Source organism: Vibrio fluvialis (genome assembly GCF_900460245.1).
Classification (GTDB): Bacteria; Pseudomonadota; Gammaproteobacteria; order Enterobacterales; family Vibrionaceae; genus Vibrio; species Vibrio fluvialis.
Genome location: NZ_UHIP01000001.1, coordinates 431,146 through 455,536 on the forward strand (window position 1 = coordinate 431,146; position 24,391 = coordinate 455,536).

Below are 24,391 nucleotides of genomic sequence, written 5' to 3' on the forward strand. Positions count from 1 at the left end.
CAAGCTCCGGTTTCGATGGTGTTAGTTTTTTGCATACAGCAGCTCACTGTAGCGGGAGAGTTTTTGTAGCCGAATTTTTGCATTAGCAATGAAGGTTTCTTTGGCTTTCCCGTTGAGTGATTTTGATTGCGGCAGTTCGACTGTACGCGGGTTTTTATGAACCCCATTAACCAGAAACTCGTAATGCAGGTGCGGACCAGTGACTCGACCTGTTCCCCCCAGCGTACCGATCACCTGTCCCTGTTTTACTCGCTGACCCGTTTTAACAGTGCGGCGCGTCAGGTGCAGATATTTTGTGATGTAGGTGTTGCTGTGACGAATGAAAACGTAGTTACCGTTAAATTGGTTGTAGCTGGATTTTTCTACCACGCCGTCACCAGCTGCCCAAATCGGCGTGCCGACAGGGGCAACATAGTCAGTGCCACGGTGCGCTTTCACCTGACCAGTTACAGGGTGTAAGCGACGCGGATTAAAGTTGGACGAAACGCGGCGGAAATCGAGCGGAGAACGTAGGAATGCTTTTTTCATCGCACGGCCGTTTTCATCGTAATAGTTGCCCGTATTGTCATCCAGAATTGCGGTAAACGTGGTGCCTTGGTTGGTGAACATAGCGGCGATGATGTTACCCCGGCCAATCACTTCACCTTCAACGACTTTCTCCTGATACAGCAATTTGAATGTATCGCCGCTACGAATATCGAGAGCAAAATCGACGTCCCAGCCAAAAATGCCTGCCAACTCCATGATTTGGTTCGCCGACAAACCAGCACTGACGGCAGCATTCCAGAAATTAGACGTGATCTCTGCTTCCGCATAATTGTATTGGTAGAAGATGTCTTTTTTATCAAATTCGGACGTGTAACCCGATTCTGAACGGGTTACAGAGAAGGTTTCGTACGCGCTGATTTTGCGTTTGAGCTGAATCAGATCGTTATTCTCATCAAAGCCAAACTGTAATTCATCACCAGGTCTTAAGCGTGACAACTGATTGTTGATATCGTCGTTGCTGGAGGTCAGCTCATATAACTGACGGGAAGATAGGCCGATACGCTGAAACAGAACAGCAGCACTTTCCCCTGAGTGGACAGTGTGTTTCTCCCAACGCAAAACGGCAGAAGGCAAAATGGTTGCACCGGGAGAGAGCGCTTCACTATTAATAGCAAGCGGATAATGGTGTCCGACCTGGAGCCGGTTGGAATCGTTTCTCAGTGCCTCCGGATTCGGCAGAAAAAACAGGGCGATGACGATCAACGCACTGAACAGGGCAATTAACGCCCGATGAATCCACGGAAGACGAGCAAAAATAGAAAGCATACTCGGGTTCGTTCAATGATTAATTAACAAAAACGCTAGTTCGTTAGTCTAACTGGTTTCAAAATTCATCGCTATTCAAGTAAGATGTCGAACTATTAAATTTTTGCCAAATCTGTGGGAGTGAACAAGAATGGCGAGTATTGAAGCTGCTTTAGCTGAGATTAAGCGTGGTGTCGAGGAGCTGATTCCGGAAGAAGAACTGATTGCCAAGCTGAAAGAAGGCCGTCCTCTGCGTATCAAATTGGGTGCGGATCCAACGGCTCCGGACATTCACCTTGGCCACACGGTAATCCTGAACAAGCTACGTACTTTCCAGGACTTAGGCCATGATGTGACGTTCCTTATCGGTGACTTCACTGGTATGGTTGGCGACCCAACAGGTAAAAATACCACGCGTCCGCCGCTGACTCGCGAAGATGTACTGCGCAACGCGGAAACTTACAAGCAACAGGTGTTCAAGATTCTGGACCCTGCAAAAACCAAGATTCAGTTCAACTCAGAATGGCTGTCTGAACTGGGAGCGGAAGGTATGATTCGTCTGGCGGCGAACCAAACGGTAGCGCGTATGCTTGAGCGTGATGATTTCAAAAAACGTTATGCGAACGGTCAGCCGATTGCGATTCATGAGTTTATGTATCCACTGCTGCAAGGCTACGATTCTGTCGCGATGGAAACCGATGTTGAGCTGGGTGGTACTGACCAGAAATTCAACTTGCTGATGGGGCGTGAGCTGCAAAAATCAAACGGCCAGAAGCCACAAGTTGTGCTGATGATGCCTCTACTGGTTGGTTTGGACGGCGAGAAGAAAATGTCGAAGTCAGCCAACAACTACATTGGTGTCAGCGAAGCGCCAAGTGAAATGTTTGGTAAAATCATGTCGATCTCGGATGATCTGATGTGGAGCTATTATGAGCTGCTGTCTTTCCGTCCTCTGGAAGAACTTCAGCAATTTAAAGCAGATGTGGCGAACGGTAAAAACCCTCGTGATATCAAAATCCTGCTGGCGAAAGAGATCATTGCTCGCTTCCATTCAGAAGCGGATGCGGATGCGGCAGAGCAAGAGTTTATTAACCGTTTCCAGAAAGGTGCGATGCCGGATGAAATGCCGGAGTTTGAATTTGAAGCGGGTATCGCGATTGCTAACCTGCTGAAAGACGCAGGCCTGGTTGGTTCAACATCGGACGCTCTGCGTATGATCAAGCAAGGTGCGGTAAAGCAAGACGGTGAAAAACTGGATGACGCGAAACTGGTTCCTGAGGTAGGCACATCGGTTTATCAAGTTGGTAAGCGTAAGTTTGCACGAGTAACGGTAAAGTAATTGACGGTTACCACAACGATTAAATGAAAAGCGCCTCAGGGCGCTTTTTTTGTGGGGTGGTTTGGAGCGATATAGGTTTTTAAGCGCAGGATAAACCAAGTTTCAAACAGCAGCAGTGCTGCAATCGCATATTGCCAGTGGGTATTCTGTGCCATGAAATACCACACACTCCCCATGGACAGCCAAATGACGGTCAGCGACTGCCACTTTTCCGCCCGGGTAAATCCTTGTTTATGGTGTAACCGCCTAGCCAACGGGCCCAGCCTTTTGTGTTGCAGCAACCATTGCTGAAATCTCGGTGACGATACGCCAAAGCAGTACAGAGCCAGCAGCAAAAAGGGCACGGTGGGCAGAAGCGGTACGGTGGCGCCGATGGCACCCAGAATCACACAGGTGATACCGACACACTGATAACCTTTGCGTTTTATTCGGTTCATCAATAACGTGAATCCTATGATTTTCATCGCGTTATAAACAGTATCGAAGCGATTTAACCAGATGTCGAGGTGCTGAGAAAATTTACGCTGATTTGACTGTTTTTTAGGTTTTGGTTTGCTACAATCCCCGCGCTGCTTTAAATGCCGCGTAATTTCGGAGACTAACATGAACAATACCGACCATCCCCCTAGTATGAAGGGAGAAAAATAACCCGCTGTTGGTATTGGCTTGTTCGCCCTGCCTGCGCGGTAGGGAACCTTTTCTCAAATTCCTCTCTATTTTTCTCCATTCCTCTAGTTGATAAGCCTTGGTATGTCACACGTAATGACGTGTGAAACGCTGTTGATGCCTGCTTATCGATGGTCGTTACCTATGCCAATCGGGAGATTCGCCATGACGGTAATGAACAACTACTACATTGAAAACAATGCCTATTTTTCTCAAGAGGAAATCGGCGCTGCGCGTAACGCATTTTTGCAATACGATGAACAAACGCAAGTACATTTGCTGACGGTTATGCCGATTGATGAAGCGGTGGCGATTTTGCACCACTGTTCGGTTGGCTATGTCCAGCATTTGCTGAACTTGCTGGATAAAGAAGATCACGATAAACGTGCTCGTCACTATGCCCACCGCTTGGGTTTCATTCACTCAGAGGTGGAGACGTCGCACAGCTATCTGAAGACCAGTGTGATGGAGCATGTGAAACATCGTATCGGATGGATCATTTCGCTGGCTTTGCTGGGTATTGTGTCAGGCCTGATCATTTCGCACTATGAAGACACGTTGAGTCAGTTAGTATTGCTGGCGGTGTATATGCCTGTGATCGCGGCTGCGGGCGGTAACACTGGCAGTCAGGCAGCTACATTGGTGATCAGTGCTCTTGCGACGGGCGAGCTTAAAAAGCGGCAGTGGATGAGTGTGCTGTGGAAAGAGAGCCGGGTGGCATTGTGTATCGCATTGGCCATTTCGCTGGTCATGATTGGCCGCATTCTGCTGTTCAGCGATCCGAATGCGGCTGGGGGATTCAGTTTGAATAGCATTGCGCTGGCGATCGCCATTGCGCTGTTTATTCAAGTGACGATCTCAACCACACTGGGCGGCATTCTGCCGATCATCGCCCGGGCTTGTAAGCTGGATCCGGCGGTGTTGGTCAGCCCGGTATTGGCATCGATCGTCGATATCTCAGGGATGTGGATCTACTTTACTGTCGTGAATCATGTGCTTGGCTTAGGCTGAGAACCTGATGATAAAATCCGGACTCAAACTGAGTAATGGGGGCTTCGACCGGAAGCTCAGTTTGGGACTCTGGCGGGAAATAGTCGGTGACATACTGAATAAACAGTGTCTCCGGCTTGCCCTGTTTGTCCAGTCCGAAACCAACCATGTTGTGTGTACCGTACAGCGAACCACTCTTACCTTTGATCTTGCCTTTCACTTCATCGCTGCGCATGCTGCGGCGATATTTGAGTGTGCCACTCTCACCAGCAACAGGAAGCAAATCGATAAGCCCTAATTCCTGATCGTGTTGCCAGACGTAGATGAGGATCTGGCGCATGCTGTCGAGACGAATTCGGTTGTTGCGTGATAAGCCGGATCCGTCGGTGAGCTGTGCGTCAGCCAGTGAAATGCCTGTACGCGCAAAAATGATCTGTTTGATCGCTTCGGTACCGTTGGTAAAGCTGCCTGGTTGAAGGAAAAAATGGTGTCCTAGCGTTTTGGTCAGCGTGTCAGCAATCAGATTGTCAGAATCTTTAAGCATGGTATCCAATAGCTGAGTCAGGCTTTCGGATTGGTGAGTGGCAATCACTTGAGCGGTTTTTCCGGGCAGAGCGCCAATTCTTACTTCACCTTTTAAAGTGATGCCCAATTGATTGAGCAATTTATACACCAGACGCTGAGCATACAAATCTGTATTCTGCACGGCGAATTTCAGCGGTAGAGGCTTTGTTCGACTGGGCAGGCAGCCTGCGAGACGATAATGGTTTTCCGGTGATGTGGTGAGCTCTAAATCGCAATGCTGGCTTTGTTGTTCGGTATCGCTCACGCTGCGGGCTTCGGAAATCACATGTACCGGGTAATGCTCAGGAACGAATACGCGGGTTCGGCCATCATCCTGAGTATAAATGGATGCCTGAATGCAGTTTCCATCAAGATTAATCGTGCTGACCGGAGCACTGTAACATACGCCCATGACGTCCCAGGGCCAACCGACCGCGCGCTCGTATCCGGTAAAGCGGCGATTATCAAGCCATAAGTCGCCCGTGATGGTCGATCCTTGCTGTTGTTTGAGTGCTCTGAGCAGTGTTTTCACATCGTCGGTTTTGAGCGTGGGATCTCCACTGAACACCAGCGCTGCGTTATTTCCGGAAACGGCTAATGTCGTTTCAAAGCGAAAATCCGGCCCTAACTCTAACTGGCTCGCTAATGCGGTGATCACTTTTAATGTGCTGGCTGGCGGAAAATACTCTCCGGTTTGCAGACGTTCACTCGGCTCTGCGTTATTGAGCGACTGGATAAGCAGCCCAGTGCGAGCGCCGTTCGGTAAAGATTGCGTGTTTAGCTGCGCCGAACCCGCTACGGAAAAGAAAACACAGTACAGGGAGAAGGAAACGACACAGAATTGTCGGGGTTGAAATAAAGACATAACGCCTGATCACTGGGGAAATGGTGACAGAGAGTATAGCGAGATAGAAAAACGCCTGCTAGTAAGCAGGCGTTTTGCGATTGACAGATGAATGTCAAATTAGAAGTCGTAACGCAGACCCAGTGCGATTTCGTCTTCAGCGTCAACTTTAGTTGCAGTGCCTTTACCAGTTGAAGTACCGATAGTATCGCCTTTGTCAATCAGGTTGAAGTTGTACGATACGTAAGCACGGAAGTTAGGCTTGAAGTAGTAAGTCGCGTCTACTGCCAGGTTGTCAGCAGAAGTTTCACTTTCAGTTTCAGCGTTGTTGTAAGTAGTAGTGAATACAGTTTGGTTCAGAGTGTAAGCTGCTGCTAGCTCGTAACCAGTGTAGTCGTACTTGTTGCGGTTTGAATCTTGTTTCTCACCGTCAGTAAACAGACCTGCGAAGTAGAAATCAGAAACGGTGTAAGACGCTGCTAGCATGTATTCGTTAGCTTTGTCTTGGTCAGCGTAGCCAGCACCTAGTTTCACGCCAGTGTCGCCGATTGCGTAGATAGCAGACAGAGAGTAACCATCTTGTTTGTTATCAGAGAAAGTTGAACCGTCATCGCTACGGTCTGCAAAACGGTAAGTTGCACGTAGAGCTAGGTCAGAGAACTGGCCTTTGTATGCAATCATGTTGTCCGCACGGTCAGCAACAGTCAGTTTGTCTGCTGCAGAGTTACCGTGGTAAGCCATGATATCGGTAAAGTCAGTGATTACACCCAGTGAGCCTTCAGTTTTACCGTAAGATACTTCACCGAAGTTGCCGCCGATTCCAGCGTATGCGTAACGACTAGTCAGGTTATCGCTATCGCTGTCGATATCGCCGCCATCGTTAGTAGTCAGTTCAGCTTCGTAGAAACCAAGACCGTACAGGCTGTCGTTGATTTGAGTTTTGCCCAGAACGTTGATACGCACACGAGTTTTGTCGTCTGCTTTGCCATCTTTCAGAGACAGACGTGCTTCAGCACGGCCGCCTAGCGCCAGAGAAGTACCATCTTGGTTGTATAGTTCACCAGCGTTTACGCCAGTAGCCACTGCTGCAGCTGAGACCGCAAGAGCAATCAGAGTCTTTTTCATCTTATTAAGTCCTAGTTTACTGTCCATAAGTAATAATTCAGCCACGTTGTTTTATCTAACGTGCGGCGAATATTTAAATGTGTCTAGTTGAATACCTCTTACATATTAGTATTCACACAGAACATTCAAAGCGTTCGTGGCTCAATTTGTACCCTCAAAGTTCCTCAATCAGTTAGTAAAATGATATAAATCCAGCTTATGAACAGTGTTTTATTGCCAATAAAAAAATATCAAGTTGTTGTTTTTAAATGTTTTTGTTTGGTTTTGTGAAAGGTTTTAAATGGTAAAGAAAGTTGAATTCTTTATCTTTTTTTACGTGTTTTAGCGGAAATTCTAAACAAATGAATTGTGCAGCAGATCACGCAGAATCTTACAGGTTGGGCTTAATCTCAATTTCTGGTCGCAAAACTTGAATTTGGATGATTTCATCGGCATGTTTGTTTACACTAATCTGCAAATGATTCATCGAGTACTACCTAATCCTTTTTTAGGGGTTGGGTAGTTTTGTATTGTCCAAAGATAGCTTTGGCATAGAGGTATAAAATGGAAAAAGTTCCGATGACACTTCGCGGCGAAAAGATGCTGCGTGAAGAACTGGATAGACTACTTAAGCTTCGTCCGAAGATTTCAGAAGCGATTGCGGAAGCGCGCGAATTGGGCGATCTAAAAGAAAACGCAGAGTATCATGCCGCTCGTGAAGAGCAGGGCATCTGTGAAGCGCAAATTCGCGATATCGAATTCAAGCTGTCAGTGGCTCAAGTTATTGACGTCACCAAACTGGAAAACACTGGCAAAATCATCTTTGGTTCAACCGTGACTCTGATTGACGTTGATACTGATGAAGAGAAAACGTACCAAATCGTGGGCGAAGATGAAGCAGACATCAAATCTGGCCGCATCTCTGTAAGTTCGCCAATTGCACGTGGGCTGATTGGTAAGATGGAAGGCGATGAAGTGACTATCTCGACACCCGGTGGTGAAAAGGTGTTTGAGATCGACCGCGTCGACTATCTATAAAACACGCGAAACGCAGACACTAATAATCAAAAAGGTCGCATCATGCGACCTTTTTGTAATCTTAAGTAACCGAAATTACTTGCGTGGCAGTTCGATTTTACGTTGTTCAGACGGACGGAAAAGAACCAATACTTTGCCGATTACCTGAACTTTCTCTGCTCCGGTCTCACGAACAATTGCATCTACAATCAGATGTTTAGTTTCGCGATCCTCTGATACCACTTTCACTTTAATCAGTTCGTGGTGGTCAAGCGCAATTTCGATTTCCGCCAAAACAGCTTCAGTAAGTCCGTTGCCACCCATCAGCACAACCGGTTTTAAATTGTGTGCCAGGGCTTTTAGATGCTGCTTTTGTTTGTTGCTTAGGTTCATTACGCGCCCAATTTTCTTTACTATTAGGGTTGAAAAAACACATTTTAACGCCATCTATCTTGGAAGACTATATTTTCTACCATACTTTCTCAGATAGAGGCTGCTAAGTTAGGAATCGAATGAGTAAACAGAAGCATTCGGCGAGCTCCGGCCGCTGGTTGAAAGAACATTTTGACGACAAATACGTAAACGAAGCTAAAAAGAAAGGTTATCGTTCACGTGCTATCTTCAAAATAGAAGAGATTCAAAGTAAAGATAAATTATTGCAGCCAGGCATGACAGTCGTCGACTTAGGCGCCGCGCCAGGGGGCTGGTCGCAATATGCAGTTGGAATCGTTGGTGACGAGGGGAAAGTGATTGCTTGCGATATTTTGCCGATGGATTCCATTGCTGGTGTTTCATTCCTGCAGGGCGACTTCCGTGAGGAAGCGGTATTGGATGCGCTGCTGGAACGGATCCAACCGGATATGGTTGACGTAGTAATGTCTGATATGGCGCCAAATATGGCGGGTAACCTGTCCGTGGACCAACCACGAGCTATGTATCTGGTGGAATTAGCTTTAGATATGTGTCGACAAGTTCTTTCACCTAATGGTAGTTTTGTGGTCAAAGTGTTCCAGGGCGAAGGGTTTGACCAGTATGTCAAGGATGTCCGAGACATGTTCAAAGCGGTTAAAATCCGTAAACCCGATTCTTCAAGGGCGCGTTCCCGCGAAGTCTACATCGTCGCCACCGGTTACAAAGGTTAACTATTTTGCCCATAGTGGGAAAAGTTAACACTATGGCTACAGCCTACAAACTGTAGTACCCTACCTTTAATTACAACTAGTTATCGCGAGGCTTACACCTTGAGTGACATGGCAAAAAATTTAATTCTGTGGCTTGTGATTGCGGTCGTACTGATGTCTGTGTTCCAGAGCTTTGGCCCTGGTGACAGTAACGGCAGAACCATCGATTACACCACATTTGTACAGGAAGTTGGCCAAGGCCAGATTCAGGAAGCTCAATTCAATAACAGTGAAATTTCTTTCACCCGTCGTGGTGGAAGTACTCGCTACGTCACTTACATGCCAGTGTATGACCAGAAGTTGCTGGATGACCTGATTAATCAGAACGTCAAAGTTCAAGGCACACCTCCGGAAGAGCAAAGTTTACTGGGCACCATCTTTATCTCTTGGTTCCCGATGATTCTGCTTATCGGTGTATGGATTTTCTTCATGCGTCAAATGCAGGGCGGCGGCGGCAAAGGCGCAATGTCCTTTGGTAAGAGCAAAGCTCGCATGATGAGCGAAGAGCAGATCAAAACCACGTTTGGTGATGTCGCTGGTTGTGACGAAGCCAAAGAAGACGTGAAAGAACTAGTGGATTATCTGCGTGATCCGAGCCGCTTCCAGAAACTGGGCGGTAAGATTCCGACGGGTGTTCTGATGGTGGGTCCTCCAGGTACTGGTAAAACCTTGCTGGCTAAAGCGATTGCCGGTGAAGCGAAAGTCCCATTCTTCACAATCTCCGGTTCTGATTTCGTTGAAATGTTTGTTGGTGTCGGTGCCTCTCGTGTGCGTGACATGTTCGAGCAAGCGAAAAAAGCCGCACCATGTATCATCTTTATTGACGAGATCGATGCTGTAGGTCGCCAACGTGGTGCGGGTGTCGGTGGTGGTCACGATGAACGTGAACAAACCCTGAATCAGATGCTGGTTGAAATGGATGGTTTTGAAGGTAACGAAGGTATTATCGTTATCGCTGCAACCAACCGTCCGGACGTACTTGACCCTGCACTGCTGCGTCCTGGCCGTTTCGACCGTCAGGTTGTTGTTGGGCTACCCGATGTTCGTGGTCGTGAACAAATTCTGAAAGTACACATGCGTAAAGTACCGCTGGCTGGCGATGTGGAACCTTCGCTGATTGCTCGTGGTACGCCAGGTTTCTCGGGGGCTGATCTTGCGAACCTTGTGAACGAAGCGGCTCTGTTTGCTGCTCGTGGTAACAAACGCAACGTTTCGATGGTTGAGTTTGAACTGGCCAAAGACAAAATCATGATGGGTGCTGAGCGCCGTTCAATGGTGATGTCTGAAGAGACTAAAGAATCGACGGCTTACCATGAAGCGGGTCACGCTATTGTTGGTCGCTTGGTTCCTGAGCACGACCCTGTTTATAAAGTGTCGATCATTCCACGTGGTCGCGCTCTTGGTGTGACTATGTATCTGCCAGAGCAAGACCGAGTGAGTATGTCTAAACAGCATCTCGAGTCGATGATTTCCAGCCTGTATGGTGGTCGTTTGGCGGAAGAACTGATTTACGGCGTTGAAAAAGTGTCTACGGGTGCGTCTAACGACATTGAACGTGCGACAGATATTGCGCGTAAGATGGTGACGCAATGGGGCTTCTCGGAAAAACTGGGCCCTATGCTGTATGCGGAAGAAGAAGGCGAAGTATTCTTAGGCCGCAGTGTAACGCAGACTAAGCACATGTCAGATGACACCGCGAAACTGATAGACGATGAAGTTCGTAAGATCATCGATCGCAACTACGAGCGTGCACGCAAAATTCTGATCGACAATATGGATATCATGCATTCAATGAAAGATGCACTGATGAAGTATGAGACGATTGATGCGGGTCAGATCGATGATCTGATGGCTCGCAAAGAAGATATTCGTGAACCTGCGGGTTGGGGAGACCGTGCGAATGCGACGCCTCAGGATAAAGTAGAGCCAGAAGTGAAAGCCGAAGAGCCGGCTGCTACTGCTGCTCCGTCTGATGAGCAAACCACAGACCAAGAGTCAGCACAACCAGCTGACAAGAAAGACGCAGAGTAATCCTTCTCTTATATTAAAACCCCGACTTGTTCGGGGTTTTCTGTTTCAGGCCAAATCTATTTTCAGGGACTTATGAAAATACAAACTGCAACTAAAACTCTCGAACTTGATCGCCCACATGTAATGGGTATTCTCAACACCACGCCGGATTCTTTCTCTGACGGTGGCAGCTACACCACGCTGGACAAAGCGCTGGAAAGAGCGCAAAAGATGATCGCAGCCGGTGTCAGTATCATCGATATTGGTGGCGAATCGACGAGGCCAGGCGCGCCGGAAGTTAGTTTAGAAGAAGAACTTGAGCGAGTTATCCCAATTGTAAAAGCCATTCGTGAGCGCAATCAGGATGTGTGGATTTCAGTGGATACGAGTAAAGCAGAAGTGATGCGTCAGTCTGTGGCTGCGGGCGCTGATTTGATCAATGATATTCGTTCATTGACCGAGCCGGGTGCGCTTGAAGTCGCCGCGACCGCGAAAGTTCCTGTATGCATCATGCACATGAAAGGCCAGCCGAAGACCATGCAGCAAAATCCGCAATATGGCGATCTAATGGCTGAAGTCGAAGCGTTTCTTCTGGAGCGTATGGCTGCATGTGAGGCAGCAGGTATTGCTCGTGAGAATATTATCCTCGATCCTGGATTTGGCTTTGGTAAATCCATCGAACACAATTATCATCTGCTGGCGAACTTGGAACAGTTCCATCGTTTTGGCTTGCCTGTCTTGGCTGGTATGTCACGCAAATCTATGATTTTTAAATTGTTAGATAAAAAACCCGCGGATTGTATGGTCGCCAGTGTGACTTGTGCATCGATTGCTGCGATGAAAGGTGCGCAGATTATTCGTGTGCATGATGTCGAAGAGACACTGGAAGCGATGACTATCATCGAAACGATGAACAAAAACAGCATATTATAAAAACTAAGGAATCATCATGTCTGATCAAAGACGTTATTTTGGTACTGACGGTGTACGTGGCAAAGTTGGCCAATATCCAATTACACCGGATTTCGTATTAAAGCTTGGCTGGGCGGCTGGACGAGTGCTGGCTAAGCAAGGCACTAAGAAAGTCATCATAGGTAAAGATACCCGTATTTCTGGCTACATGTTGGAGTCTGCGCTTGAGGCAGGCTTGGCAGCCGCTGGCTTGAAAGCCATTTTTACAGGACCAATGCCGACACCGGCGGTGGCGTATCTGACTCAAACTTTCCGCGCAGAAGCGGGAATTGTGATTTCTGCATCACATAACCCGTACTACGATAACGGCATTAAGTTCTTCTCATCCGAAGGCACCAAACTGCCAGATGATATCGAGTTGGCGATTGAAGCAGAGTTGGACAAACAGATTGAGTGCGTTGAATCGGCGGAGCTGGGTAAAGCCTCGCGTCTGGTCGATGCTGCTGGTCGCTATATCGAATTTTGTAAGAGCACATTTCCCTCCAAGCTGAGCCTGGCTGGATTAAAAATTGTGGTCGACTGTGCGCACGGCGCCACCTACCACATTGCACCGAATGTATTTAAAGAGCTGGGTGCCGATGTCATCGCAATGGGTGTTGAGCCTGATGGTCTGAACATCAACGATAAAGTGGGCGCGACGGATGTGCGTGCGCTGCAACAACGGGTTGTTGATGAACAAGCTGACCTTGGCCTTGCCTTTGACGGTGATGGTGACCGCATTATCATGGTTGATGAACTGGGTAATAAAGTCGATGGCGATCAGATTGCCTACATTATTGCTCGCGATGCGCTACGCCGTGGCGAGCTGAAAGGCGGCGTTGTCGGTACGTTGATGACCAATCTTGGTATGGAAAATGGTCTGAAACAGCTGGGTATTCCATTCATTCGGGCTGCGGTCGGTGACCGTTATGTCATGGAAAAACTGCAGGAAAAAGGTTGGCTGATTGGTGCTGAAAACTCAGGCCATGTTATTTTGCTGGATAAAGTCACTACAGGTGATGCCATTGTGGCGGCGCTGCAGGTGTTAGCCTCTGTGGTGGGGAGCGAAATGACGTTGAGTGAGCTGGCCAAAGGCATGACCCTTTATCCGCAAGTGCTGGAAAATGTACGTTTCAGTGGCGACAACAATCCTCTGGAAGCGGAAGCGGTGATTGCATCAGTTAAAGAAGTGGAAGCTGAGTTGGGTGATAAAGGACGTGTTCTGCTGCGTAAATCAGGCACAGAGCCTTTGATTCGCGTGATGGTTGAAGGTGAAGATGCTGCGCTGGTGCAAACATCTGCGTTGAAAATTGCTGAAGCGGTAAAAGTGAACTGCTAAACTCAGGTCGCTACTTGCCCGATACGCTAGGTTATTGAAAAATGGTCGGCAAATCGGGCAAGTTTTTGATTACGCTTTCTTTGAACCTTTTTTGACCGTTTGATTCATAAACTCGACTTTTTTCGAAAATTCCGCTTGTCAGTCAAACTTGCATTCGTTAGTATTGCCTCCGCCTTCGAAGAGGAGGTCGCTAGCCTTGTTCAAGTCGAATGATTGAACGGCGCTGGCTCAACAATTTGGAACATAGGTGGAAGTAATGTTTACAGTTCTACTTGTGATTTACCTGTTGGCAGCGGTTGGTATCATTGGCCTGGTGTTGATTCAACAAGGTAAAGGCGCAGATATGGGAGCCTCTTTCGGTGCTGGTGCTTCAAACACAGTGTTTGGCGCGAGCGGCTCAGGTAACTTCCTAACCCGAATGACTGCAATTTTTGCAACCGTATTTTTTATCATCAGCTTGGTGCTAGGCAATATGTCTACGCATAAGACTGAATCACAATGGGTTGACCCATCGCAAGGTCAGGTGATTCAACAGAAAGCTGCTGAGACAGTGAGTGAAGCTCCAGCTAAATCAAGCGACGAAATTCCTCACTAACTTATCGAAAGCGATAAGTCAGGTTATGCCGAGATGGTGAAATTGGTAGACACACTAGCATGAGGTGCTAGCGCCCTAGGTGTGAGGGTTCGAGTCCCTCTCTCGGCACCATATTTACAAACTTGTAAATCACCTTGTAGAGCGTATAATTGCTTACAAGTCGGACGCGGGGTGGAGCAGCTTGGTAGCTCGTCGGGCTCATAACCCGAAGGTCGTTGGTTCAAATCCGGCCCCCGCAACCATCTAACCTCTAGGGTTACGGATGCAAGTTTGGCAGTGTTAACCTCACTGCAGTTGAGAAGAAATTCTCAATTTATCAGGGTCCAGCAACAAAAAACCCCGACTTTCGGGGTTTTTTGTTATCTGAATTTTTCATCCGAAAATTCAGGTGCTTGCTTGGAATTTAAATTGGGCTCTATGCCCTTTTTTTGTTTCTGGAGTGGTTTAAATGACTGGTTTAGAAAGACAACTTACTGAAATGCTTGACGCTCCAGTTGCTGCATCAGGTTATGAGTTAGTTGGATTAGAATTTGTCCGTGCAGGACAGCACTCAACGCTACGTATCTATATCGATCACGAAAACGGAATTACCGTGGATGACTGTGCAGAAGTAAGTCATCAAGTGAGTGCAGTGTTGGATGTTGAAGATCCAATTACAGTGGCTTACAACCTTGAAGTTTCTTCACCTGGTTTAGAAAGACCACTTTTTAAAGCTGCACACTATGAACAATTTAAAGGTCACGAGGTCAGCATCGTGTTGAAAATGGCTGTGGGTAACCGCCGCAAGTGGAAAGGTGAAATCCTTGGCGCCGACGGTGAAACCATCAATGTCATGGTTGAAGGGCAGGAAGAACATTTCGCTCTCAGCAACATTTCAAAAGCTAACCTGATCCCTAAATTTTAAGTCTTAGAGGCTATAACAATGAGTAAAGAAATTTTAGCGGTTGTTGAGGCGGTTTCTAACGAGAAAGCGGTACCTCGTGAGCGTATTTTTGAAGCGCTGGAAACTGCGCTGGCTACATCAACAAAGAAGAAATATGAAATCGAAATCGATGTTCGTGTTGCTATTGACCGTAAAACCGGTGAGTTCGATACGTTCCGTCGCTGGCTGGTTGTTGATGAAGTAGAAAACCCAACTAAAGAAATCTCTTTAGAAGCGGCGGTTTACGATGATGAATCAGTCAAACTGGGCGACTACATCGAAGATGAAATCGAATCAGTAACGTTTGACCGTATCACGACTCAAACGGCGAAGCAGGTTATCGTACAGAAAGTGCGTGAAGCTGAACGTGCACAAATCGTTGAACAGTTCATCGACAATGAAGGCGAACTGATCACAGGTGTGGTGAAGAAAGTAAACCGTGACACTGTGATTCTGGATCTGGGTAACAACGCAGAAGCGGTCATCCTACGTGAAGACCAACTGCCACGTGAAAACTTCCGCCCAGGCGACCGCGTACGTGGTCTGCTGTACAAAGTGGCGCCAGAAGCGCGTGGTTTCCAACTGTTCGTTACTCGTTCTAAGCCAGAAATGCTGGCAGAACTGTTCCGTGTTGAAGTGCCAGAAATCGGTGAAGAGCTGATTGAACTGAAAGGCGCTGCGCGCGATCCGGGTTCTCGTGCGAAGATCGCTGTGAAAACCAACGACAAACGTATTGACCCTGTGGGTGCGTGTGTTGGTATGCGTGGCGCGCGCGTTCAGGCTGTTTCAGGCGAGCTGGGCGGCGAGCGTATCGATATCGTGCTTTGGGATGATAACCCAGCGCAATTCGTGATTAATGCAATGGCTCCAGCGGATGTAGCGTCGATCATCGTTGATGAAGATGCACACGCCATGGACATCGCTGTTGAAGCAGACAATCTGGCACAGGCAATCGGCCGTAACGGTCAGAACGTACGCCTGGCATCTCAACTGACTGGTTGGGAACTGAACGTTATGACAGTGGCAGATCTGCAGAAGAAACACCAAGAAGAGTCAATGGCTTCTATCGAAAACTTCATGAAGTACCTGGATATCGAACAGGACTTTGCGGAGCTTTTGGTTGAAGAAGGTTTCTCGACTCTGGAAGAAATCGCTTACGTTCCAGTGAATGAGCTACTGGAAGTAGACGGCCTGGATGAAGATCTGGTTGAAGAACTACGTAACCGTGCCAAAGATGCGCTGACTACCATCGCATTGGCACAAGAAGAATCGTTTGACGGCCTGGAGCCTGCAGAAGATCTGCTGGCACTGGAAGGCCTAGAGCGCGAAATGGCGTTCAAACTGGCTGCGAAAGGTGTTGCGACACTGGAAGATCTGGCAGACCAGGGTATCGACGATCTTGAAGGTATTGAAGGCCTAACCGAAGAGCGTGCGGGCGAATTAATTATGGCGGCTCGCAACATTTGTTGGTTCGGCGAAGACGCATAATTTTCAGCAAGGGGAGGAAGCGGCATGACACAACTTACAGTTAAAGCACTGAGTGAAGAAATTGGTACTCCAGTTGACCGCTTATTAGAGCAACTTGCTGATGCTGGTATGAAAAAATCAGGTTCAGACAGCGTAACCGAGGACGAGAAGCAGAAGCTTCTCTCCCATCTGCGCAAAGAACATGGCGAAGCATCAACGGCTGAGCCAACTCGTTTAACACTCCAGCGTAAGACCCGCAGTACACTGAGCGTAAATGCCGGTGGCGGTAAAAGTAAGAATGTTCAGGTTGAAGTGCGCAAAAAACGTACGTATGTTAAGCGCAGTACAATCGAAGATGAAGCGACACGTGAAGCTGAAGAAGCAGCAAACCGTGAAGCGGAAGAACAAGCGAAACGCGAAGCTGAAGAAGCACTGAAACGTGAAGCTGCTGATGCAGCGAAACGTGAAGCGGAAGAAAAAGCAAAACGTGACGCGGAAGAGAAAGCTAAACGCGACGCTGACGATAAAGTGAAGCGTGAAGCTCAAGAAGCAAAACGTGAGCGTTCTGCAGAAGATAAATCGAAGCAAGAAGCAGCGCGAAAAGAGGCCGATGAGCTAAAACGTCGCCAGGAAGAAGAAGCGAAACGTAAGGCGGAAGAGGAAAGTCGCCGTCAGCTTGAAAAAGCGCGTGAATTGGCCGAATTAAACAAAGAGCGTTGGTCTGCTGAAGAAGAGAAAAAGGGTGATATGCAAGAAGATACAGATTACCACGTAACGACTTCACGCTACGCTCGTGAAGCCGAAGATGAAGCAGACCGTCGTGAAGAAGGTTCAAGCCGTCGTTCTACCAAAGCGAACAAGAGAAAAATGTCTTCTCGCGATGATAAACAAGAACGTGATTCTTCTCGTACTCGTGGTGGTAAAGCCGGTCGTAAAGGTCGTATCAGCAAGCCTACGTCAATGCAACATGGTTTCGACAAGAGTGCTGTCGTTGCAAAATCTGATGTAGTGATCGGCGAGACTATCGTCGTGTCTGAACTGGCTCAGAAGATGTCAGTGAAAGCGACTGAAGTCATCAAAGTGATGATGAAACTGGGTGCCATGGCAACCATCAACCAAGTGATTGATCAGGAAACTGCTCAACTGGTTGCGGAAGAAATGGGCCACAAAGTTATCATTCGTAAAGAAAACGAGCTGGAAGAAGCCGTTCTGTCTGACCGTGATGACGAATTTGAGTCTGTGCCACGTGCTCCGGTAGTAACCATCATGGGCCACGTTGACCACGGTAAAACGTCAACACTGGACTACATTCGTCGTACGCACGTTGCGTCAGGCGAAGCGGGTGGTATTACTCAGCACATCGGTGCTTACCACGTTGAAACACCAAACGGTATGATTACCTTCCTGGATACTCCTGGACACGCGGCATTTACTGCAATGCGTGCTCGTGGTGCTCAGGCAACGGATATCGTTGTTCTTGTGGTTGCAGCGGACGATGGCGTAATGCCACAGACAGTTGAAGCGATTCAGCACGCGAAAGCGGCTGGCGTACCTTTGATTGTTGCGGTAAACAAGATCGATAAAGAAGCGGCAAACCCAGACAACGTGAAAAACGAACTGGCTGCCTACGATGTTATGCCTGAGGAGTGGGGCGGTGAGAACATGTTCGTTCACATCTCTGCAAAACAGGGTACCAACATCGATGCACTGCTAGAAGCGATTCTGCTGCAAGCTGAAGTTCTGGAACTGCACGCAGTGAAAGACGGTATGGCTTCTGGTGTGGTTATCGAATCACGTCTGGATAAAGGTCGTGGTCCGGTTGCAACGGTTCTGGTTCAGTCCGGTACTTTGCACAAAGGCGACATCGTACTGTGTGGTCAAGAATATGGCCGTGTACGTGCAATGCGTGACGAACTGGGTAACGAAGTAGAAGAAGCAGGTCCTTCTATCCCTGTAGAAATCCTGGGTCTGTCAGGCGTTCCTGCTGCAGGTGACGAAGCAACTGTTGTTCGTGACGAGCGTAAAGCACGTGAAGTAGCGAACTACCGTCAAGGTAAATTCCGCGAAGTGAAGCTGGCTCGTCAGCAAAAATCGAAACTGGAAAACATGTTCTCGAACATGGCTGCTGGTGACGTTGCTGAACTGAACATCGTTCTGAAAGCGGACGTACAAGGTTCGGTTGAAGCGATCGCTGACTCACTACTGAAACTGTCTACTGAAGAAGTGAAAGTGAACATCGTGGGTTCTGGCGTCGGTGGTATTACTGAGACAGATGCCGTACTGGCAGCTGCATCAAATGCTATCGTAGTCGGCTTTAACGTTCGTGCAGATGCGTCTGCTCGTCGTACTCTTGACGCAGAAAACATCGACCTTCGCTACTACTCGATCATTTACCAATTGATCGACGAAGTGAAACAAGCGATGAGCGGTATGCTGGCTCCAGAATTCAAGCAGGAAATCATTGGTCTTGCTGAAGTTCGTGACGTGTTCAAGTCACCGAAACTGGGTGCAATCGCAGGTTGTATGGTGACTGAAGGTACCATTAAACGTCATAGCCCAATTCGCGTACTGCGTGATAACGTTGTTATCTACGAAGGCGAACTGGAATCTCTGCGTCGCTTTAAAGACGACGTAGCAGAAGTTAAGAATGGTTACGAGTGTGGTATCGGCGTTAAGAACTACAACGACGTTCGCGTAGGCGACCAGATCGAAGTGTTCGAAACCGTTGAGATTCAACGCACCATCGACTAACCAACTAAAATTGCATTATCGGCAAGTTTAGGTTGTTGAATACACCATGGGGGGCTGGGTAAACCATCCCCCCATTCTTTCTATCAGTGAGAAAAGAATATGCCAAAAGAATTTAGCCGTACTCAACGTGTGGCACAGCAATTACAAAAAGAATTAGCGATGATTCTACAACGCGAAGTGCGCGATTCCCGTCTGGGTATGGTGACCATTTCTGACGTTGAAGTGTCTCGCGATCTGGCTTACGCCAAAGTTTTCGTCACTTTCCTGTGCGTAGGTGAGCAAACACCTGAATCGTGCCTGAATGCGCTGCGTGAGCACGAAGTGCACATCCGTATGATGCTGGGTAAACGCATTCGTCTGCGTCTGACGCCGGAAATTCGCTTCCACTACGACAACACCCTGGTGGAAGGTATGCGCATGTCAAACCTGGTGACCGAAGTGGTGAGTCAGGACAAGCGCAAGCAAAAAGATGCGGGTCGTGAGGACGAAGAGTAATGGCGCGTCGTCGTAAAGGCCGTGCGATCAACGGTGTTCTGTTACTGGATAAGTCAACGGGCATTTCGTCGAACGACATTTTACAGAAAGTGAAACGCCTGTTTTTCGCCGAGAAAGCCGGACACACAGGTGCTCTGGATCCTCTGGCAACTGGTATGCTGCCGATTTGTCTCGGTGAAGCGACCAAGTTCTCCCAGTTCCTGCTCGACTCCGACAAACGCTACCGCGTGATTGCCAAGTTAGGTGAGCGCACCGACACCTCAGACTCTGACGGTGAAGTGGTGGAAACACGCCCGGTGCATGTCGAGCGCGAAACATTGCTGGCCAAGATTGAATCATTCCGTGGCGAAACCGATCAGGTGCCATCGATGTTTTCTGCGCTGAAATATCAAGGACGTCCGTTGTACGAATACGCACGCCAAGGTATTGAAGTGCCGCGTGAAGCGCGCAAGATTACAGTGTACGACATTGTCCTGCATCGCTTTGAAGGCGATGAAGTGGAGATGGAAGTGCATTGCTCAAAAGGCACATACATTCGTACTATCGTTGACGATTTAGGCGAAATGCTGGGCTGTGGTGCTCACGTCACGATGCTGCGCCGCACTGGTGTGGCAAAGTACCCGTACGAAAATATGGTCACGCTGGAGCAACTCAACGAAATGGTTGAGCAAGCACAACGCGAAGATCGCTCACCTTACGAGATTTTAGATGCGTTGCTGCTACCAATGGATACCGCAGTGCAGGATTTGCCAGAGGTGAATCTGGTACCTGAACTGGTGCACATGGTACAACACGGTCAAGCGGTGCAAGTCTTTGGCGCGCCAAGTGATTGCTTCGTCCGTTTGACTGGCGGAGAGGAGAAACTCTTCCTGGGCGTGGGTGAAATGAACGACGATGGCAAAATTGCGCCGAAACGTCTGGTGGTTTACCCGAAAGACGCCGAGTAACCGTCTTTTTTGATCTTGTGCGAAGGGGAATAATTCCCTATAATTCGCGCTCCTCGTGTCGGCTGAATCAGAGATTGGCTGGCACAAATATAAACTTAACTCTTTAGGAGAGAATTATGTCTCTGAATGCAGAAACTAAAGCAGCAATCGTTGCTGAATACGCACGTGGCGAAGGCGACACTGGTTCACCAGAAGTACAAGTAGCTCTACTGACTGCTTCTATCAACCACCTACAAGGTCACTTCAAAGCGCACAAAGGCGATCACCACAGCCGTCGTGGTCTGCTACGCATGGTTTCTAGCCGTCGTAAACTTCTTGATTACCTGAAAGGTAAAGACCTGTCTCGTTACCAAGACCTAATCAAACGTCTAGGCCTACGTCGCTAATCAGTGGCTGCATAGTACAGTTTGTTTAAAAAGGGGCTATATGCCCCTTTTTTGTTATCTAAATTTGGCACATCTTTCGCAATGTAGTTTATACTACCCGCCGTCTGACTTGATGAAGTCAGCATTATCTAAACTCAAGGCATTACAGTCACCGTAAGTCGGCCAACAGGTCGCGGCTATTAAAAGCAGATTGGGCAATCAGTCAGTTTTTACTAGTCGCGATTGGTGATGTTTTGAGTCTTCAATCGATTCATCCAGGTATGCCCTGGAAAAGGAAAAACTCAATGTTTGAAAAACCAGTAGTAAAAACATTCCAGTACGGTAACCACACCGTGACACTGGAAACTGGCGTTATGGCTCGTCAGGCAACGGCAGCTGTAATGGTAACCATGGACGATACAGCAGTATTCGTGAGCGTGGTTGGTAAGAAAGAAGCCGTTGAAGGCCAAGATTTCTTCCCTCTGACAGTAAACTACCAAGAGCGTACCTACGCTGCAGGTAAAATCCCTGGCGGCTTCTTTAAGCGTGAAGGCCGTCCTTCTGAAGGCGAAACGCTGACTGCACGTCTGATCGACCGTCCAATCCGCCCGCTGTTCCCAGATGCATTTAAAAACGAAGTTCAAGTGATTGCGACCGTTGTGTCTGTTAACCCAGACGTGCAACCTGACATCGTGACCATGATTGGTACTTCTGCTGCGCTAGCGATCTCTGGTATTCCGTTCAATGGTCCTATCGGTGCTGCGCGTGTTGGTCACATCAACGGTCAATTGGTTCTGAACCCAAGCAACGCTGAGCTTGCAACATCGAAGCTTGACCTTGTGGTTGCTGGTACTGAATCTGCCGTTCTGATGGTTGAATCTGAAGCAGAAGTTCTGTCTGAGGAAGAGATGCTGTCTGCGGTTGTATTTGGTCACGATCAACAACAAACCGTGATCAAAGCGATCAACGAATTCGCAGCAGAAGTTGCGACTCCTGCATGGGATTGGGAAGCGCCAGCAGAAAACACTGAGCTGAAAGCGAAGATTGCTGAGCTGGCTGAAAGCCAATTGGTTGAAGCGTACCAAATCACTGAGAAAATGGCGCGTTATGACCGCATCCACGAAATCAGTGCTGAAGTCAGCGCGAAGCTGCTGGCTGAAGACGAAGAACTGAATCCAAAAGAAATCCACACTATCTTCCATGACCTGGAAAAAACTGTGGTACGTCGCAGCATCATCGCTGGCAACCCACGTATCGATGGCCGTGAAAAAGACATGGTTCGTGCACTGGACGTACGTACTGGCGTTCTGCCACGTACTCACGGTAGTGCTCTGTTTACTCGTGGTGAAACTCAGGCTCTGGTTACGGCGACTCTGGGTACTCAACGTGACGCGCAAATCATCGACGAACTGACTGGCGAGAAGAAAGATCACTTCCTGCTGCACTACAACTTCCCTCCATACTGTGTGGGCGAGACGGGTTTTGTGGGTTCTCCTAAGCGTCGTGAAATTGGTCACGGTCGTCTGGCAAAACGCGGTATTGCTGCGGTTATGCCTTCTATCGATGAATTCCCATATACAGTGCGTGTAGTATCTGAAATCACTGAATCAAACGGCTCGTCTTCAATGGCGTCTGTATGTGGCTCTTCACTGGCTCTGATGGACGCGGGTGTGCCAATCAAAGCATCGGTTGCGGGTATCGCAATGGGTCTGGTGAAAGAAGAAGATGACTTCGTCGTTCTGTCTGACATTCTGGGTGACGAAGACCACCTGGGCGACATGGACTTTAAAGTAGCGGGTACTTCAAACGGTGTGACTGCACTGCAGATGGACATCAAGATTGAAGGTATTACGAAAGAGATCATGCAGATCGCTCTGAACCAGGCGAAAGGTGCACGTCTGCACATTCTGTCTGTAATGGATCAAGCTATCTCTGGTGCTCGTGACGATATCTCTCAATTCGCTCCACGTATCCACACCATGAAGATCAGCGCAGACAAGATCAAAGACGTGATCGGTAAAGGTGGCGCAGTGATTCGTCAGCTGACTGAAGAAACAGGCACCACCATTGAAATCGAAGATGACGGCACGATCAAGATCGCGGCAACTTCAGGTGAGCAAGCGCAAGATGCGATTCGTCGTATCGAGCAGATCACTGCAGAAGTTGAAGTGGGTAAGATCTACACGGGTAAAGTGGCACGTCTGGCTGACTTCGGCGCATTCGTAACGGTACTGCCTGGTAAAGATGGTCTGGTACACATTTCTCAAATCGCTGACAAGCGTATCGAGAAAGTGTCTGACGTACTGTCTGAAGGCCAAGAAGTACAAGTTAAAGTTCTGGAAATCGACCGTCAAGGCCGTGTACGTCTGAGCATGAAAGAAGCGGTTGAAAAACCAGCTGAAGAAGCGATGGCTGCACAGGATGCACCAGAAGCTGAATAAGCGTCACTGTCTGGGTTAAAGCGCGATCTGTTTTCGCTTTTTAACGCCAAAGCATGTTATAAAGGGAGCGTCATTCGCTCCCTTTTTTAATGCGGGATAAACAGGAGTATCGATTTGTGAAATGGTTTCGAACCGCAACGGTCAGCGTAGCGCTGATGATTCTGGCAGGTTGTGCCACTAAGTCTTCGACGCAAAATACCCAATGGGTATATCCACCGATGGCGATTCCATTGCAAGCCAGTGTTCAGCAGGAAGTACAGATTGCCCGCTTAACTCAACTGTTGCAACGTACGGATTTGAGCGACGAAGTACGCGCGAAAATGTTATTCGAACGCGGCAATTACTACGACAGTGTCGGCCTCAGAGATTTGGCTCGTCTGGATTTTACTCAGTCACTTTCTCTCAATCCGGCGCAACCGGATATCTTCAATCTGCTCGGCGTGTATTACACCGAAGCAGGCGAGTTTGATGCAGCCTATGAATCGTTTGATTCCACGCTGGAACTCGATCCGGAAAACTTCTATGCCGCCCGTAACCGCGCAATTGCCCTTTACTACGGAGAGCGTCCGGAGCTGGCTCTGGAAGAAATTACCAAACATTTTCAGCAGGATCCGAGCGACCCGTTTCGCGCGCTCTGGCTGTATATTATTCAAAGCGAGCAGTATCCTGAACAAGCTCGTCAGGATTTGATGGCACGCTATCAACAACATGATGAGCAATGGGGCTGGGTATTGGTAGCTCTGATGCTGAATGAAGTCTCTGAGGAGCAGGCTTTCAAAGCTGTGCTGGGCGGTACTCGTGATAACAGCGCACTGGCACAGCACCTGACCGAAGCGTATTTCTATCTTGGCAAACGCTATCAGATGCAAGGTGACTATGCTCACGCAGTCTCACTCTATAAGCTGGCGATTTCCTTCAACGTGTATGAGTACGTCGAGCATCGCTACTCGTTCATTGAACTTGGCCGCATCTACCAACACTTGCGCGATGTTCAATTGGCCAAGGCAAAGTCTGAAGCTGAATAAGTTGTCATCTTAATGTGACATTCCATCACTAAGATAAAAAGGCTGCTGATAAGGCGGCTTTTTTATTGCCTGTTGTTTTAAGTTT

Annotated in this window: 21 protein-coding genes and 2 tRNA genes; 18 read left to right on the forward strand and 5 right to left on the reverse strand. The window is 48.2% G+C overall.

Annotated elements, in window-relative coordinates; genetic code table 11:
- Nucleotides 1–21: 21 nt before the first annotated feature.
- Nucleotides 22–1,314, reverse strand: coding sequence for a peptidoglycan DD-endopeptidase ShyC (gene shyC / locus DYA43_RS02010; RefSeq protein WP_020332033.1), 1,293 nt, complete (start codon nt 1,312–1,314; stop codon nt 22–24).
- A 130-nt stretch (nt 1,315–1,444) separates the two neighbouring features.
- Here shyC and tyrS point away from each other — a divergent pair, with 130 nt between their 5' ends.
- Nucleotides 1,445–2,632, forward strand: a complete 1,188-nt coding sequence (gene tyrS / locus DYA43_RS02015) for a tyrosine--tRNA ligase (RefSeq protein WP_020332034.1) — start codon at nt 1,445–1,447, stop codon at nt 2,630–2,632.
- A gap of 35 nt (nt 2,633–2,667) precedes the next feature.
- Here the strand turns inward: tyrS and DYA43_RS02020 are convergent, their stop codons facing one another.
- On the reverse strand, nt 2,668–3,069 hold the full coding sequence (locus tag DYA43_RS02020) for a YbaN family protein (protein WP_081094747.1): 402 nt from the start codon (nt 3,067–3,069) through the stop codon (nt 2,668–2,670).
- Nucleotides 3,070–3,463: 394 nt separating this feature from the next.
- Between DYA43_RS02020 and DYA43_RS02025 the strand changes: the two genes are divergently transcribed.
- Nucleotides 3,464–4,309 (forward strand): magnesium transporter, encoded by an 846-nt coding sequence (locus DYA43_RS02025; protein ID WP_047459038.1) that lies wholly within the window; start codon nt 3,464–3,466, stop codon nt 4,307–4,309.
- Here DYA43_RS02025 and dacB read toward each other — a convergent pair.
- Both dacB and DYA43_RS02035 read right to left on the reverse strand, forming a co-directional pair.
- A complete protein-coding gene (dacB, locus tag DYA43_RS02030) occupies nt 4,275–5,717 on the reverse strand; it encodes a serine-type D-Ala-D-Ala carboxypeptidase (RefSeq protein ID WP_061056167.1) in 1,443 nt (480 codons plus the stop codon). The genes DYA43_RS02025 and dacB overlap by 35 nt on opposite strands.
- 99 nt (nt 5,718–5,816) lie before the next feature.
- A complete protein-coding gene (locus DYA43_RS02035; protein ID WP_061056168.1) occupies nt 5,817–6,821 on the reverse strand; it encodes a porin in 1,005 nt (334 codons plus the stop codon).
- Nucleotides 6,822–7,364: 543 nt separating this feature from the next.
- Here DYA43_RS02035 and greA point away from each other — a divergent pair.
- Nucleotides 7,365–7,838 carry a transcription elongation factor GreA gene (gene greA, locus DYA43_RS02040; protein ID WP_020332039.1) on the forward strand — a complete coding sequence of 158 codons (474 nt, stop codon included), beginning with the start codon at nt 7,365–7,367 and terminating at the stop codon, nt 7,836–7,838.
- Between the two features lie 75 nt (nt 7,839–7,913).
- Here the strand turns inward: greA and yhbY are convergent, their stop codons facing one another.
- Entirely contained in the window at nt 7,914–8,210 is a 297-nt protein-coding gene (gene yhbY / locus DYA43_RS02045; protein WP_004728967.1) for a ribosome assembly RNA-binding protein YhbY, read from the reverse strand.
- A 119-nt stretch (nt 8,211–8,329) separates the two neighbouring features.
- Here yhbY and rlmE point away from each other — a divergent pair, with 119 nt between their 5' ends.
- From rlmE to nlpI, 15 genes are all read left to right on the forward strand, one after another.
- A complete protein-coding gene (gene rlmE / locus DYA43_RS02050) occupies nt 8,330–8,959 on the forward strand; it encodes a 23S rRNA (uridine(2552)-2'-O)-methyltransferase RlmE (RefSeq protein WP_061056169.1) in 630 nt (209 codons plus the stop codon).
- 108 nt (nt 8,960–9,067) lie between these two features.
- Entirely contained in the window at nt 9,068–11,029 is a 1,962-nt protein-coding gene (ftsH, locus tag DYA43_RS02055; protein WP_061056170.1) for an ATP-dependent zinc metalloprotease FtsH, read from the forward strand.
- Between the two features lie 72 nt (nt 11,030–11,101).
- Nucleotides 11,102–11,941: a dihydropteroate synthase gene (gene folP, locus DYA43_RS02060; protein ID WP_061056171.1), complete on the forward strand. Its 840-nt coding sequence runs from the start codon at nt 11,102–11,104 to the stop codon at nt 11,939–11,941.
- Between the two features lie 16 nt (nt 11,942–11,957).
- Nucleotides 11,958–13,298, forward strand: coding sequence for a phosphoglucosamine mutase (gene glmM / locus DYA43_RS02065; RefSeq protein WP_055452128.1), 1,341 nt, complete (start codon nt 11,958–11,960; stop codon nt 13,296–13,298).
- Nucleotides 13,299–13,554: 256 nt separating this feature from the next.
- A complete protein-coding gene (secG, locus tag DYA43_RS02070) occupies nt 13,555–13,893 on the forward strand; it encodes a preprotein translocase subunit SecG (RefSeq protein WP_024374244.1) in 339 nt (112 codons plus the stop codon).
- Between the two features lie 27 nt (nt 13,894–13,920).
- Nucleotides 13,921–14,004 (forward strand) — tRNA-Leu (locus DYA43_RS02075).
- Between the two features lie 54 nt (nt 14,005–14,058).
- Nucleotides 14,059–14,135: transfer RNA gene (locus DYA43_RS02080), tRNA-Met, on the forward strand.
- Nucleotides 14,136–14,341: 206 nt separating this feature from the next.
- Nucleotides 14,342–14,797: a ribosome maturation factor RimP gene (gene rimP, locus DYA43_RS02085; protein WP_020332045.1), complete on the forward strand. Its 456-nt coding sequence runs from the start codon at nt 14,342–14,344 to the stop codon at nt 14,795–14,797.
- A gap of 18 nt (nt 14,798–14,815) precedes the next feature.
- Nucleotides 14,816–16,303, forward strand: coding sequence for a transcription termination factor NusA (gene nusA, locus DYA43_RS02090; RefSeq protein WP_020332046.1), 1,488 nt, complete (start codon nt 14,816–14,818; stop codon nt 16,301–16,303).
- Nucleotides 16,304–16,327: 24 nt separating this feature from the next.
- Nucleotides 16,328–19,033, forward strand: coding sequence for a translation initiation factor IF-2 (infB, locus tag DYA43_RS02095; protein WP_020332047.1), 2,706 nt, complete (start codon nt 16,328–16,330; stop codon nt 19,031–19,033).
- Nucleotides 19,034–19,132: 99 nt separating this feature from the next.
- Entirely contained in the window at nt 19,133–19,528 is a 396-nt protein-coding gene (gene rbfA, locus DYA43_RS02100; protein ID WP_020332048.1) for a 30S ribosome-binding factor RbfA, read from the forward strand.
- Nucleotides 19,528–20,475 carry a tRNA pseudouridine(55) synthase TruB gene (gene truB / locus DYA43_RS02105; RefSeq protein WP_020332049.1) on the forward strand — a complete coding sequence of 316 codons (948 nt, stop codon included), beginning with the start codon at nt 19,528–19,530 and terminating at the stop codon, nt 20,473–20,475. Before rbfA ends, truB begins: the two co-directional genes overlap by 1 nt.
- Nucleotides 20,476–20,591: 116 nt before the next feature.
- Nucleotides 20,592–20,861 carry a 30S ribosomal protein S15 gene (rpsO, locus tag DYA43_RS02110; protein ID WP_020332050.1) on the forward strand — a complete coding sequence of 90 codons (270 nt, stop codon included), beginning with the start codon at nt 20,592–20,594 and terminating at the stop codon, nt 20,859–20,861.
- A gap of 284 nt (nt 20,862–21,145) precedes the next feature.
- Entirely contained in the window at nt 21,146–23,281 is a 2,136-nt protein-coding gene (gene pnp / locus DYA43_RS02115) for a polyribonucleotide nucleotidyltransferase (RefSeq protein ID WP_055452129.1), read from the forward strand.
- A gap of 116 nt (nt 23,282–23,397) precedes the next feature.
- Nucleotides 23,398–24,306, forward strand: coding sequence for a lipoprotein NlpI (gene nlpI, locus DYA43_RS02120; protein WP_061057182.1), 909 nt, complete (start codon nt 23,398–23,400; stop codon nt 24,304–24,306).
- Nucleotides 24,307–24,391 lie beyond the last annotated feature (85 nt).